The organism is Jongsikchunia kroppenstedtii DSM 45133, from assembly GCF_000380485.1.
GTDB lineage: Bacteria > Actinomycetota > Actinomycetes > Mycobacteriales > Mycobacteriaceae > Jongsikchunia > Jongsikchunia kroppenstedtii.
Map to the genome: position 1 here is coordinate 423,085 of NZ_AQYG01000051.1, position 12,391 is coordinate 435,475.

The 12,391-nt window shown below is 68.9% G+C and carries 15 protein-coding genes; 8 read left to right on the forward strand and 7 right to left on the reverse strand.

The genetic code is table 11. The features are described from left to right. The first annotated feature begins 120 nt into the window (after window positions 1-120). The gene (locus G341_RS0119975) at window positions 121-1,746 is read left to right on the forward strand and encodes a DEAD/DEAH box helicase (RefSeq protein WP_043452198.1); all 1,626 of its coding nucleotides are present in this window, start codon (window positions 121-123) and stop codon (window positions 1,744-1,746) included. Window positions 1,747-1,755: 9 nt separating this feature from the next. After that, entirely contained in the window at window positions 1,756-3,093 is a 1,338-nt protein-coding gene (locus G341_RS22710; RefSeq protein ID WP_018180954.1) for an Rv3212 family protein, read from the forward strand. Here G341_RS22710 and G341_RS0119985 read toward each other — a convergent pair. Then, window positions 3,054-3,839, reverse strand: coding sequence for a ParA family protein (locus G341_RS0119985; protein ID WP_026303937.1), 786 nt, complete (start codon window positions 3,837-3,839; stop codon window positions 3,054-3,056). The two genes, G341_RS22710 and G341_RS0119985, sit on opposite strands and share 40 nt — an antisense overlap. Before the next feature lie 48 nt (window positions 3,840-3,887). Between G341_RS0119985 and G341_RS0119990 the strand changes: the two genes are divergently transcribed. Then, window positions 3,888-4,487, forward strand: coding sequence for an acid phosphatase (locus G341_RS0119990; RefSeq protein ID WP_026303938.1), 600 nt, complete (start codon window positions 3,888-3,890; stop codon window positions 4,485-4,487). Here the strand turns inward: G341_RS0119990 and G341_RS22715 are convergent. Beyond that, a complete protein-coding gene (locus tag G341_RS22715) occupies window positions 4,472-4,912 on the reverse strand; it encodes a hypothetical protein (RefSeq protein WP_018180957.1) in 441 nt (146 codons plus the stop codon). The genes G341_RS0119990 and G341_RS22715 overlap by 16 nt on opposite strands. A 174-nt stretch (window positions 4,913-5,086) precedes the next feature. Between G341_RS22715 and G341_RS0120000 the strand changes: the two genes are divergently transcribed. Beyond that, on the forward strand, window positions 5,087-6,034 hold the full coding sequence (locus G341_RS0120000) for a diacylglycerol/lipid kinase family protein (protein ID WP_018180958.1): 948 nt from the start codon (window positions 5,087-5,089) through the stop codon (window positions 6,032-6,034). Between the two features lie 402 nt (window positions 6,035-6,436). Beyond that, a complete protein-coding gene (locus G341_RS0120005) occupies window positions 6,437-6,691 on the forward strand; it encodes a WhiB family transcriptional regulator (RefSeq protein WP_026303939.1) in 255 nt (84 codons plus the stop codon). Between the two features lie 98 nt (window positions 6,692-6,789). Here the strand turns inward: G341_RS0120005 and G341_RS0120010 are convergent, their stop codons facing one another. Beyond that, complete coding sequence (locus G341_RS0120010; protein WP_018180960.1) at window positions 6,790-8,295, reverse strand: sensor histidine kinase; 1,506 nt, start codon at window positions 8,293-8,295, stop codon at window positions 6,790-6,792. A gap of 60 nt (window positions 8,296-8,355) precedes the next feature. Continuing rightward, window positions 8,356-8,571 (reverse strand): biotin/lipoyl-binding carrier protein, encoded by a 216-nt coding sequence (locus G341_RS0120015; RefSeq protein WP_018180961.1) that lies wholly within the window; start codon window positions 8,569-8,571, stop codon window positions 8,356-8,358. A 163-nt stretch (window positions 8,572-8,734) separates the two neighbouring features. On the opposite strand from G341_RS0120015, the gene G341_RS24445 reads away from it, so the two are divergent. Further along, window positions 8,735-8,809 carry a 50S ribosomal protein bL37 gene (locus G341_RS24445; RefSeq protein ID WP_369758845.1) on the forward strand — a complete coding sequence of 25 codons (75 nt, stop codon included), beginning with the start codon at window positions 8,735-8,737 and terminating at the stop codon, window positions 8,807-8,809. A 79-nt stretch (window positions 8,810-8,888) separates the two neighbouring features. On the opposite strand, the gene rsrA is transcribed toward G341_RS24445, so the two are convergent. Together rsrA and G341_RS0120025 are read right to left on the reverse strand one after the other, a co-directional pair. Beyond that, a complete protein-coding gene (rsrA, locus tag G341_RS0120020; protein WP_026303940.1) occupies window positions 8,889-9,191 on the reverse strand; it encodes a mycothiol system anti-sigma-R factor in 303 nt (100 codons plus the stop codon). A gap of 20 nt (window positions 9,192-9,211) precedes the next feature. Beyond that, entirely contained in the window at window positions 9,212-9,967 is a 756-nt protein-coding gene (locus tag G341_RS0120025) for a sigma-70 family RNA polymerase sigma factor (protein WP_018180963.1), read from the reverse strand. A gap of 99 nt (window positions 9,968-10,066) precedes the next feature. Between G341_RS0120025 and ybaK the strand changes: the two genes are divergently transcribed. Together ybaK and G341_RS0120035 are read left to right on the forward strand one after the other, a co-directional pair. After that, window positions 10,067-10,558 carry a Cys-tRNA(Pro) deacylase gene (ybaK, locus tag G341_RS0120030; protein WP_018180964.1) on the forward strand — a complete coding sequence of 164 codons (492 nt, stop codon included), beginning with the start codon at window positions 10,067-10,069 and terminating at the stop codon, window positions 10,556-10,558. Window positions 10,559-10,572: 14 nt separating this feature from the next. Next, window positions 10,573-11,532, forward strand: coding sequence for a Leg1-related protein (locus tag G341_RS0120035; RefSeq protein WP_018180965.1), 960 nt, complete (start codon window positions 10,573-10,575; stop codon window positions 11,530-11,532). Window positions 11,533-11,548: 16 nt separating this feature from the next. Here the strand turns inward: G341_RS0120035 and G341_RS0120040 are convergent, their stop codons facing one another. Next, window positions 11,549-12,331, reverse strand: coding sequence for an SOS response-associated peptidase (locus G341_RS0120040; RefSeq protein ID WP_018180966.1), 783 nt, complete (start codon window positions 12,329-12,331; stop codon window positions 11,549-11,551). Window positions 12,332-12,391 lie beyond the last annotated feature (60 nt).

A 12,391-nucleotide genomic window follows, 5' to 3' on the forward strand; every position in this document is an offset into this window, starting at 1 on the left:
ACGGCCCACGGCCGCGACCAACTGACGGCGTACTCCCGAGACCTCCACGTTCTCCAGACACCGAAGTTGGTTGAGGTCTGCCTGACATTCGTGCGCGCGAGACACACGAAAGGCACGACCATCACCACCCCCGAAAACAACACCACCGACGCGCAGGGCGACGACCTGGTCCAGACCACGACCGTCGACGACGGCCACGTCTCTCCCACTTTCGCCGAGCTCGGTGTCCGCGACGAGATCGTCCGCGCGCTGCACGACGACGGCATCACCCACACCTTTGCCATCCAGGAACTGACGCTCCCGCTCGCCATGGGCGGCGACGACCTCATCGGTCAGGCGCGCACCGGTACCGGCAAGACCCTCGGCTTCGGCGTGCCGCTGCTGCAGCGGCTGGCCGGGGCCGCCGACGACGAGGGCCTGTTCGACCTGGACGGCACGCCCCGCGCCCTGATCGTCGTGCCGACCCGCGAGCTCTGCATTCAGGTCACCGACGATCTGGAGACCGCGTCTGCCCACCTGCCCATCCGGGTGACCGCGATCTTCGGCGGTCGCCCATATGAGGGGCAGATCGCCGATCTCAAGGCCGGGGTCGACGTCGTCGTCGGCACGCCGGGTCGCCTGATCGATCTCGCCAACCAGGGCCATCTCATCCTCGGCAAGGTGCAGATCCTCGTCCTCGACGAGGCCGATGAGATGCTGGATCTGGGCTTCCTCCCGGACATCGAGCGCATCATCGCCGCGCTGCCGGATGCCAAGCAGTCGATGCTGTTCTCGGCGACCATGCCCGGACCGATCGTCACCCTGGCGCGCAGCTTCCAGAAGCACCCGACCCACATCCGCGCCGAGCACGTCGACGATTCCGCGGTGCACGAACGCACCACGCAGCACGTCTACCGGGCGCACGCCCTGGACAAGGCCGAACTGGTCGCCCGCATCCTGCAGGCCGAAGGCCGCGGCGCCACGATGATCTTCACCCGCACCAAGCGCACGGCGCAGAAGGTGTCGGACGATCTGGTCGAGCGCGGCTTCAAAGCCGGTGCGGTACATGGCGATCTGGGACAGATCGCCCGGGAGAAGGCGCTCAAGGCGTTCCGTTCCGGCGGCATCGACGTGCTGGTCGCGACCGACGTCGCCGCCCGCGGCATCGACATCGACGACGTCACCCACGTCATCAACTACCAATGCCCCGACGACGAGAAGACCTATGTGCACCGGATCGGCCGCACCGGTCGCGCCGGCCGCACCGGCATCGCGATCACCCTGGTCGACTGGGACGAGTTGCACCGGTGGGAGCTGATCGACAGGGCACTCGAACTCGGTATGCCCGAGCCGGCCGAAACCTATTCCAGCTCGGCGCATCTGCGCGAGGAGCTGAACATCCCGGAGGGTGCCACCGGCCGCCTGGTCGCGCCCAGCGCGGGCGACGGACAGCGTTCGTCCCGCGGTCGGCGCGACGGCGACGAGACCCGGGTTCGTGCGGGCAGCGGCAATCGCCCGAAGAGCGATCGGTCGCGTCGGCGCACCCGGGGCGGCCGTGCAGCCGGCGACGGTGCCGCGAGCACGGCCACCGAGGGCACAGCCACAGAGAGCGCTGGAAGCAGCGCCGACTCCGCGGCCGGTTCGGGCAATGCTGCGGCGACCGGCGATCAGCCGGCCCGCCGTCGTCGGCGCCGCCGCAAGCCGAAGTCGGCCGGATCGGCTCCGGCCGTCGAGCAGTCGTCGGGCGCAGAATCGGCCGGCGAGTAGCCACCGTCGATGCTCAAGCCGGAGCGACGCAAGCCGGTCGACCTGATCGTCACCGCGATCATTCTGCTGGTCATCGTCGTTGTCGGCGTGGCGATCTGGGCGACCAGCCCGGTCCGGGAGACCACTGAGTCGGTCGCCGGTACCTCCATCAACCCCGCCCCGCCCGCGACGGCGGCCCCGGCCGGTGTCGAAGTCGCGTGGACCGCTCCGGCGACGGCCGTGGACGTTGCCGACGGCCTGGTGATCACCAGTAAGGGCAATACCGTCGCCGGCCACGACCCCGCCGACGGTCGCGTGCTGTGGCACTACCGGCGCGATATCCCGTTGTGCGGCTTGGTCGCCCGGTCGTCGTTCGGCTTCCCCACCGGCGGGTCCGATTCGTATGTCGTCGCCGCCTTCCGCAACAGCCGCGGTTGCGGCGAGGTGACCGCGCTGCGAGCGCGCGACGGATTCCGCGGACCCACCCGATCCAGCCTGGCCGACAAGTCGGTCACCCTCAGCTCGGACGGCGATCTCGTTCTCTCGCAAGGTGATACCCGCCTGGAGGCATGGCGCAGCGACCTGGTGCGCACGATCGAATACGGCCGGGTGCAGGCGCCGGTCAACCCCGACAGCCAGCCGGAGTGGGAACGAGGCGGCCGATGCACACTGCTGTCGTCGGCAATCAATTCCGGGCGGCTGGCGGTCATCGAGCGCTGCCCGCGCGACGCCGGCTACCGGCTGAGCATCCTGGCCGCGTCCGGACAGGATGACGACAAGCCCGAGCCCTACAGCTCGACCGTCATCACCAGCGGGACGAATACCCCGCCGCCGCAGATCATCGCGGTCGCCTCCACCGGAGTCTCGGTGTTCGTGCCCGCAGGCTCGACCGTCGGCGACACCGCCCCGGCGGTCGCCAACTTCGGTATGGACGGCCACCGGACGACCGCGGCCACCGTCGAGGCCCCGGCGAACGTGCCGGCCGGCAACCTGCCGCACACCTCCGGCGGACTGGTGATGTTCTGGACCGGACAGGCCACGGTCGTACTCGACGCGACGACCCTGGCGGTGAAATTCCAGACCCCGGGCGCCACCGGCACCGGGGTCGTGATGGGAACCGACCTCGTCCTGCCCACCGTCGGCGGTTTCAGCGTGCATGACGCGGCCACCGGAGCGCATCGTGCGTCGATCCCCTTCGGCGCCAACACCAACGCGGCGACACCCGTGGTCCTGCGGGCTGTGGGATCGTCGATCGTCGAGCAATCCGGTGACACCGTCACGGTGCTGCGACCGCGTCCGGCGCCACCGCAGGCGACGGCCGGTCCGGCTCAGCCCTCGAGCGTGACCAGCTCCGCTCCGGACCAGTAGCGGCTCAGGTTCGCGGCCAGTTCGCGGTAAGCCTCGGCGCCCTTGTTCTTGCGGCCGGCGAGGACCGTCGCACCCGAGGCCGACGCCTCGGCAAACCGGACGGTGCGCGGCACCGGCGGGCTGAGCACCGGCAGGTCGTAGCGATCCGACACGTCGGCCAGCACGTCGCGGCTGTGGGTGGTGCGCGAGTCGTACAGCGTCGGAATCGCGCCCAGCAGATCCAGATCCGGGTTGGTGATCTGCTGCACCTCGTTGACCGTGCGCAGCAGCTGACCGACGCCGCGGTGCGCCAGCGTCTCGCACTGCAGCGGCACCACGAGCTCGTCGGCGGCGGTGAGCCCGTTGAGTGTGAGCACCCCGAGCGACGGCGGGCAGTCCAGCAGCACGATGTCGTAGTCGTCGGCGATCTCCGCCAGCGCGCGCTTGAGCGCGTACTCCCGACCGGGCCTCATCAGCAGCAGCGCTTCGGCGCCGGCCAGGTCGATTGTGGCGGGCAGCAGAGTCACCCCGTCGGCCGTCTCCAGGAGCGCGTCGCCGATCTCCGCCTCACCGAGCAGTACTTCGTGCACCGACACCGAGAGCTTGTCGGGGTCATGCCCGAGCGAAAAAGTAAGGCAGCCTTGCGGATCCAAGTCGACGACCAGCACTCGCTTGCCCTCGGCGCTCAGCGCGGCACCGATCGAAGCCACCGTGGTGGTCTTGGCGACGCCACCCTTTTGATTGGCCACAGCTAGCACACGACTCATACCGACACCCTAGGGGACTGCATTACTGTCGACGCGGTGAGTGGACGACTGATTGTGATCCGGCATGGCGAGACCGCGTGGTCGCTGGCCGGCCGGCATACCGGAACGACCGACATCGATCTCACCGAACGCGGTGCCGGGCAGGCCGATTCGCTGGCCGCTCCCCTGCTGGAGCTGCGGCCGGTCGACCCGCTGGTGCTGTCGTCACCGCGGCATCGGACGCTGGCCACGCTCGAGCGCGCCGGCCTGTCGGTCGAGCGGATCGACGATCGCCTCGCCGAATGGGACTACGGCGATTACGAAGGTCTCACCAGCGCGCAGATCCGGCAGGACCGACCGGACTGGACGATCTTCACCGACGGCGCCCCCGGCGGCGAGTCCGTCGCGCAGGTCACCGCCCGGGTCGACGGCCTGCTCGCCGAAATCGCGCCGACGATCGCCGCCGGCCGGGATGTGATCGCGGCCAGCCACGGTCACCTGTCCCGCGTGCTGATCGCCCGATGGTTGCGCCAGCCGGTGACCTTCGGCGCCAGCCTGTCGATGCTGCCCGCATCGATGGCCGTGCTGGGCACCGATCACGGCGGCGTCGCGCAGCTGTCCGCGCTCGGCATCACCGGCTATGCCAGCGCGGGCTATTCCGGCCGCTGACCGTCCCGGTCGCCGCCATCGGAGTCCCGGCCGGCGTCGCCATCTGCGTCCTCGGCGTCGGGCGCCGGGCGCGCATCGGGGGCATACGCCGCAGACAGCCAGCGCAACGAAGACGGGCTGAACAGCAGGCCGAGCGTCAGCACCACGAAGATGATCAGCGGGATGCCCGCCCACATCCGGTGACTGTCGAACGCCAGCGAGTAGCCGAACGGGATCAGCAGGATCTGCGCGATGACCGCGATCGCCCGCCCCCAGCGGCGGCCGCGAAACAGCGCGAACCCTCCCGCGAAGACCGCGCCGCCCATGATCACGAACCAGGCGGCCGTTCCGTAGCCCGAGGTCACGTGCTGGTCCTGACCGGCGATTGCCCGGATCACCAGCACGACGGCGACGATGATCGCCACCGCGCCCTCGAGGGCGACCATCGCGCCCGCCCGTCGCACATTGACGGGGATGGATGCGCGGTCGGACCGGCTGGGGTCGATATCGGGGCTGCTCGGCACGCACACAGGGTATCCGCGGTGCCGGGGCCGCCTCTGCGGCCCTCGGCCGCGCGTGGATTGTGTGGTCATGCCCGGTTCACCGTAGGCTGACCTCCCGTGCGCGCGATGTTGATCGTCAACCCGTTCGCGACCTCCACTACTGATGCCGGTCGCGACGCGCTGGCCAATACCCTCTCGTCCCGGTTCGACCTGACCGTCGAGGTGACCACCCATCGGGGCCACGCCGGCGAACTCGCCGCCCGCGCCCGCGACGAGCAGTATTCCGCGGTGATCGTGCACGGCGGCGACGGAACCGTGAACGAGGTCGTCAACGGGCTGCTCGGGCCGCCGAGCGCGCCCGTGTCCGACAACACCGCCCTGCCGGCGATCGCGGTGGTCCCCGGCGGCAGCGCGAATGTGTTCGCCCGCGCCCTGGGCATGGAAGCCGACCCGCTGCGCGCCACCGGCCAACTCGTGGAGCTGCTGGAGCAGTCGGCCCGCCGCCGCGTGAGCCTGGCCTACACCGATGACCGCTGGTTCCTCTTCAACGCCGGCGTCGGCACCGATGCCGCCGTCATCAAGTCGATTGAGCGGCAACGCAATTCCGGCAAGAAGGCGACGCCGGCCCGCTACTTCGCCACCACCCTGGCGTGCTTCTTCGCAGCCGCGCGCCAGCATCCGACCGTGACGGTCACCGTGCCAGGCGAGGCGCCGATGCAGGCCGCGTACTACGCCTTCGTCTCCAACACCAGCCCGTGGACGTACCTGGGATCGCGCCCGGTGAACACGAACCCGGGAACCACGTTCGACACGCGCCTGGGCGTCTTCGCTTCCAAGTCGATGAGCGTGTGGCGCAACCTGCCGCTGGCCGCGCAGATGCTGCGCCACGGCGCCGACCCGCGCGCGGGCCACATCCTGCGCGCCGACGACGTCGATTCGGTGCTGATCGAATCCGACCAGCCGATCGACATGCAGATGGACGGCGAATATCTCGGCGTGCGGACCCGTCTGGAGTTCGGCACGGCACCCGCGGTGCTGGACGTTGTCGCACCCAAAACGGACTGAATTTTCGCGGTTCGCCGCATCGATCCTGGTCAGATGACCCAGTTCGCAGAACCGTCGTTGCGAGACGCTGTCTCATCCGCAACATCCGTACCGCGCGCCCCTAGAACCGCAGGTCTAGGAACATTTTTTCAGTTTCGAGATGCGCGCCGCGCCGCAGAGTAGTACAACAAGCTGTGGCCTGTTTCACTGCCCCCCTCTCAGTGACTTTGCCCACGTATGTATCAAAGACCATTGACTTGTTCTGGATTCGTGAAAGCATTCACAAGCAACACCGCGGAAACATCGCACGCCGCGGAGATGAACGAGCAGTTAAACACCAAGTCGCCGGCGGCGACCGGCAGCCCACGCGCCCAGCGCGATGACGGCCGCCCGCCTGTGAGAACGAAACGAGGAGCACACGAAATGGACTGGCGCCACAACGCAATCTGTCGCGACGAAGACCCGGAACTGTTCTTCCCTGTGGGAAACAGCGGCCCGGCCATCGCGCAGATCGCGGACGCGAAGCTCGTGTGCAACCGTTGCCCGGTCACCGCTGACTGCCTCGCCTGGGCACTGGAGTCCGGTCAGGACGCCGGCGTCTGGGGCGGCATGAGCGAGGACGAGCGTCGCGCGCTCAAGCGCCGCAACGCCCGCAGCCGTACGCGCAGCGCCGTCTGACCGACAGACCAAGCAAACGACACCCGGCGGATCGGATCCGCCGGGTGTCGTCGTTTCTGGGCCGGAAACCGGCCGCAGCATCAGAGCGGGACCCGGACCTAGTGCAGGGGGACCGTCAGCACCGCATCGGTGCCGCCGTCGACCCCGCCGTGCAGCTGCAGCGTTCCGGACAGCTCGATCTTGACCAGCGTGTGCACGATCTGCAGCCCGAGCCGATCCGAGCGCTCCGGATCGAACCCCTCCGGCAGCCCGATTCCGTTGTCGCGCACCGTGACCACCAGCTTGCGGGTGCTCCGGTCGGCATCGATCTCGACCAGTGCCGGTGATCGCGTTCCAGCCGCCGCGTCGTCGAACCCGTGCTCGATGGCGTTCTGGATCAGCTCGGTCAACACCATGACCAGCGGCGTGGCCAGTTCCGACGGCAGCACGCCCAACTGCCCGACGCGCCGGACCTGAGCGGGCGTGCCCGACGGCGCGGCGACATCAGCCATCACCGGGACCAACTGGTCGACCACCGCATCCAGGTCGACCTGCTCGTCGACGCTCGCCGACAGCGTCTCGTGCACCAGCGCGATCGAGGCGACCCGGCGCACCGCCTCCTCCAGCGCGAGCCGGGCCTCGGCATTGCCGGTCCGGCGGGCCTGCAGCCGCAGCAGCGCGGACACGCTCTGCAGATTGTTCTTCACCCGGTGATGGATCTCGCGGATCGTCGCGTCCTTGCTCAGCAGCGCCCGGTCGCGGCGTTTCACCTCGGTGACGTCGCGGATCAGCACCAGGGCACCGGCCGGGGTGTGATGCGGCGTCAGCGCGATGGCCCGCAGCAGTGCGCTCGCGCGGCGCGCATCGACCTCCATCCGCATGCCGCCCGCCGACGAGGTGCCGGCCACGGCGTCGCGGATCATCTGCTCGGCGTCGGCCGATTCGAACGGGTCGGTGAGCACCTGGCGGGTGATGTCGGCGAGGTTCTCCCCCGGCAGGTCGGCGGACCAGCCGAGGCGGTGATAGGCCGACAACGCGTTCGGGCTCGCATAGCTGACCGAGCCGGCGGCATCGACGCGGACGAACCCGTCACCCACCCGAGGGGTCGACAGGCCCTTGGGGTTCTCCTCCGTGCCCGGAAACCGCCCCTCCGCGATCATCTGGCACAGCGCGTCCGCACTGTCCTGGTAGGCCGATTCCAGCGGCGACGGCGACCGCAGGTGGCTCAGCGCCCGCACACGGGTCAGGACGGCGATGACCGCGGGTTCCGCCGATTCCTGTGGCGACCGGACCGGCACGGACTCCCAGCGCACGGCGATGTCGCCGAGCCGGCGTGCCTCGTGGTCCCGCAGCCGTTCACCGGACTCCCAGGTACGGGCCACCGCATCGCCCGCCGACTCCGGCAACCGGCTGCCGACGAGGTCGGCCGGGAACACCGTGGTGGCCGTATTCGGACGGCCCTGGGCCACGCAGACGAATGAGTGCCCCGCTGGCACCCACAACTGCAGGTCCGCGAAGGAGAGATCGGCGACGAGCTGCCATTCGGCGACGAGTCGCTGCAGGTGATAGGCATCCGCGCCGGACAGTTCGGTGTGTTCCGCGAGCAGCTCGGACAGGGTCGACATGAGGTGAATGATGCCCTTCGGGACCGGAGAGTGCCCTTCGGGACTGCGGGACGGCGCGGGTCAGCCGATGACGGCGATGAGGTGGCCGGCCTGGATGACGTCGCCGACCTTGACGTTCACGGAGGTGATGGTGCCGGGTTCTTCGGCGAGAACGGGGATCTCCATTTTCATCGATTCCAGGAGCACCAGGCTGTCCCCGGCGGCGACCTGCTGACCCTCGGCCACCTGCACCTCGAGGACGCTCGCGACGATTTCCGCCAAGACCTCTTCTGCCATCTTCGACCCTCCGTTGCCGGACCCGACGTGACCAGCCGTCGGCGTCGGTGCAGATGTCAATTTATCCCAAGCACCCTTATTTTTCCTGGACCCCTTGCGCGTGGGAGAATGAGCGATCGCGAGCAGTACATGCGAGTAGACCGCCCAGCAGAAGGAGATCGCCATGGGTAAGCGCGGCCGCAAGAAGCGGGCACGGAAGAAGAACGCAGCCAACCACGGCAAGCGTCCCAACGCCTGACGACAGTTCGTCTGTCCGAATCGAAAAGGGCCGGATCCCCGTGGGATCCGGCCCTTTTCGATGCCCGCGACTCGATCCGCTACTGCTGCGGATCGGTGCGGGTGATGATCGTCGTCTGCTGACGGATCTGGATGCGCAGGCGGTCGCGCAGGCCGTCGGGTGCCGCATCGCCGCCGCATTTGCGGCCGATCAACGCCTTGAGCTCCGACTCGATCCCATAGTGCGCGAGGCACGGCTGGCACGAATCGAGGTGCTGTTGCAGCCGCGCCTTGGCCTCCGGCGCGCATTCGCCGTCGAGCATGAGCCAGATGTCGGCCATCACGGCCGAACAGTCGAGCTGTACCTCGGCGTCGTCGCCTACGCCTGAATCCTTCTTCTCCATGCCCCCTGCGCTGTTCGTGCTCACTGTGCGCTCTCCTGTGCCCGCTCACTCCGATTGAATCCACGCTCGGCCGCGACATCGGCGAGCAGTTCACGCAGCTGCTTACGGCCGCGATGCAGTCGCGACATCACGGTGCCGATCGGCGTGTCCATGATCTCGGCGATCTCCTTGTACGGGAGTCCCTCGACATCGGCGTAGTACACCGCCATCCGGAATTCCTCCGGCAGCTGCTGCAGTGCGTTCTTGATGTCGTCGTCCGGCAGCGCGTCGAGCGCCTCGATCTCCGCCGAGCGCAGGCCGGTGGAGGTGTGCTCCGCCGTGGCCGCGAGCTGCCAATCGGTGATCTCGTCGGTCGGATACTGGGCCGGCTGCCGCTGCTTCTTGCGGTACCCGTTGATGTAGGTGTTCGTCATGATGCGGTACAGCCAGGCCTTGAGATTGGTGCCCGCCTTGAACGACCCGAACGCGGAGAACGCCTTCGCGTAGGTCTCCTGCACCAGGTCCTCGGCGTCGGCCGGGTTGCGCGTCATCCGGAGCGCGGCGCCGTACAGCTGATCCAGCAACGGCAGCGCATCCCGCTCGAAGCGGGCACCGCGCTGCGCCACGGTCTCGTTCTCCTGGTCGACGACAGTCTCCGCCGCCCCGATCTCCGGTCCACTGTCCGCCAGATCGCTCTCAGTCACGGAGCTCCCTTCGTAGCCGCGATCGATCCAGACTACCGCCGGGCGGGTGGGCCGGCTGTCGGGCGTGACGTCACCGGTGGGCCGCTGCAGCACAGCTGTTGGTGTGGACATGCCTCCTATAACCACGGGCCCGCCGCTGTTGTTCCGGGTCACGCACGGCCGTTGCGCGGGCCGTTCCCGGTGATCGATAGCGTGATCGGCGTGCCCGCCACACCCGCCATCGCCGCCGCGACCGCCGCCGGGATCGTCCACACCGTGCACAAGTACCGCCACGATCGCCGCGCGTCGTCCTTCGGCGACGAGGCGGCCGAACACCTGGCGCGCGAGCTGGGCACCGATCCGCGGCAAATCTTCAAGACGATCGTGCTGACCACCGGCTCGCAGCTGGCGGTCGCGGTCGTGCCGGTGCCCGACCGGGTGTCGACCAAGGCGGTGGCCGCGGCGGTCGGCGCGGCCCGCGCCGAACTCGCCGACCCGCAGCAGGTGCAGAAGGTCACCGGGTACGTCCTCGGCGGCGTCTCACCGCTCGGCCAGAAGCGGCGGCTGCCGACCGTGATCGACGAGTCGGCGCTGACCTGGCCGACGGTGTTCTGCAGTGCCGGACGCCGGGGTCTGGAGATCGAGCTCGCACCGGTGGATCTGGTGTCATTGACCGACGCGATCGTGACGCCGATCACCGCATAGGCGAGACTGCCTGCATGGCCCCCGACTACCCCGCCCCCGCCGAACTGTCCGGACTATCGCTGCACGCCAGCTGGACCGGCGCGCCCGAGCCGGGCGACGCCTTCGATCCGTGGGCGTTCGATGATCGGATGGCGACCTACCGGGAACTGATCACGGCCACGGGCCGCCGACAGCAGTTCGGCGCCGACAACCGCCGGAACCCGCTGTGGGGTTTGATGTTCCAGCATCAGTGGCAGTTCGACACCGACCGGCTCGGCCTCGACTGCCGCGACACCCGCCGGATCGATCCGGACGCCGGCTGGGGATTCGGCAACTACACGCTCTCGGTGGTGCCGTGGCTGGGCGCGGTCGCCGCGCGCGTCGTCCCCGACCGGGAACTGGCGGCACCGGCCAACAGCCGGTTCGAATATGTCGGCGGCGGCACGGCTTCCATGCGGGCCATCCCTGCGGCCTATGCACCGGGCATAGCGGCGTGGCACCACTACTTCGCCGCGGTCGACGGCTTCACTGGCGGCGACGACGAGCCGCTGCGCATGAAGCTCTGGGCGGCTCACAAGGTCTGCCTGGACGTCGCCTCGGCGACACTGCGCACCATCTCGCCGGCACCGTATTCGCCACTGGAGCTGTCGTTCTTGCAGGGCTGGTGCCGGATGGTCGATTACCTGTGGGCCGCCGCCTGGCCCACCGATTTCGATTTCATGTCCGAGTACGGCCTCGACGTGCTGCCCGATCAGCTGCTGATCGACTCGACGCGTGACCTGCCGCCTCGGGTGCGCGGCAACGTGCGCAACGTGATCGGGCTGGCCACCCTGCCCGACCGCCGCTACGCCTTCAATCTCGCCCTCTGGCGCCGGGCCATGCGGACCCGCTCGGCGCGGCAGCGGGTGCTGCCGATGCTGGATGCGATCTTCAACCCGAGCCTCGACAACGCCGGAGACATCCTGCGGCTGCTCGGCTATCTCGCGCGGCCGTAGCGCATTCGCGGAGTCGTCAGAGCAGCGTCTCCTGCTCCCCCAGCGGCTCCACCCGATCGATCAGCTCCGGACCGTTGTTGCGGACGCTGTTCACCAACGCCGACACCGGGCGGATCTCGATGGCCTCGGCGAGCGCCGACGACGGCGCCGCCAACAGCTCCGGGTCGGCCGGGTGGTCGGGATCGAGCCAGGCGTCCCATTGCTCAGCCGGCATGATGAGCGGCATGCGGTCGTGCACGAACTGCAGCGGGCCGACCGAGTCGGTGGTCAGGATCGTGCAACTGAGCTTCGGCGGATCGTCTTTCGCGCCTTCGGCTTTCGAGTGCCAGCTGGACCACAGGCCCGCCATGAACAGACGGGTGCCGTCCTTGGGCGACATGTAGTAGGCCTGCTTCGGCGGTTTCGTGGCCCCGGCATCGCCGATAGGTCGCCACTCGTACCAGCCGTCCATCGGCACCAGCAGCCGTCGGCTCTTGACGGCATCCCGGAATGATCGCATGGTGACCGCAGTCTCGGCGCGGGCGTTGAACATCGGCGCACCTTTGCCGAACTCCTTGGCCCAGAACGGAACCAGGCCCCAACGCATCTCACGGATCCGTAACACCGGGTCGTCGTCGGGATGCTCCCGGGAGTGGCGCTTGACCACGGTCATCACACTCCGCGTCGGCCCGACGTTGTAGTCGGCACCGGAGGAGGCAGAGGGCCCCTTGTCCAGGGGTTGGGGCGCCACCTCATTCACCGCATCCAGCTCGGCCGCCAATGCCGCCGGGTCGGTGGTCACCGCGAAACGTCCGCACATGCCCCGAGGCTAGCGCCCGACACCGACCGGCGGCGGGGCCGTGGCTCGAGCGACGGCTCA

Bases quoted from the DNA above. Each gene is read 5' to 3' on its own strand.
- G341_RS22710 (WP_018180954.1), top strand. From the start codon at position 1,756: ATGCTCAAGCCGGAGCGACGCAAGCCGGTCGACCTGATCGTCACCGCG.
- G341_RS0119985 (WP_026303937.1), bottom strand. From the start codon at position 3,839: ATGAGTCGTGTGCTAGCTGTGGCCAATCAAAAGGGTGGCGTCGCCAAG.
- G341_RS22715 (WP_018180957.1), bottom strand. From the start codon at position 4,912: ATGGTCGCCCTCGAGGGCGCGGTGGCGATCATCGTCGCCGTCGTGCTG.
- G341_RS0120005 (WP_026303939.1), top strand. From the start codon at position 6,437: ATGGACTGGCGCCACAACGCAATCTGTCGCGACGAAGACCCGGAACTG.
- G341_RS0120010 (WP_018180960.1), bottom strand. From the start codon at position 8,295: ATGTCGACCCTGTCCGAGCTGCTCGCGGAACACACCGAACTGTCCGGC.
- G341_RS0120015 (WP_018180961.1), bottom strand. From the start codon at position 8,571: ATGGCAGAAGAGGTCTTGGCGGAAATCGTCGCGAGCGTCCTCGAGGTG.
- rsrA (WP_026303940.1), bottom strand. From the start codon at position 9,191: ATGGAGAAGAAGGATTCAGGCGTAGGCGACGACGCCGAGGTACAGCTC.
- G341_RS0120035 (WP_018180965.1), top strand. From the start codon at position 10,573: ATGGCCCCCGACTACCCCGCCCCCGCCGAACTGTCCGGACTATCGCTG.
- G341_RS0120040 (WP_018180966.1), bottom strand. From the start codon at position 12,331: ATGTGCGGACGTTTCGCGGTGACCACCGACCCGGCGGCATTGGCGGCC.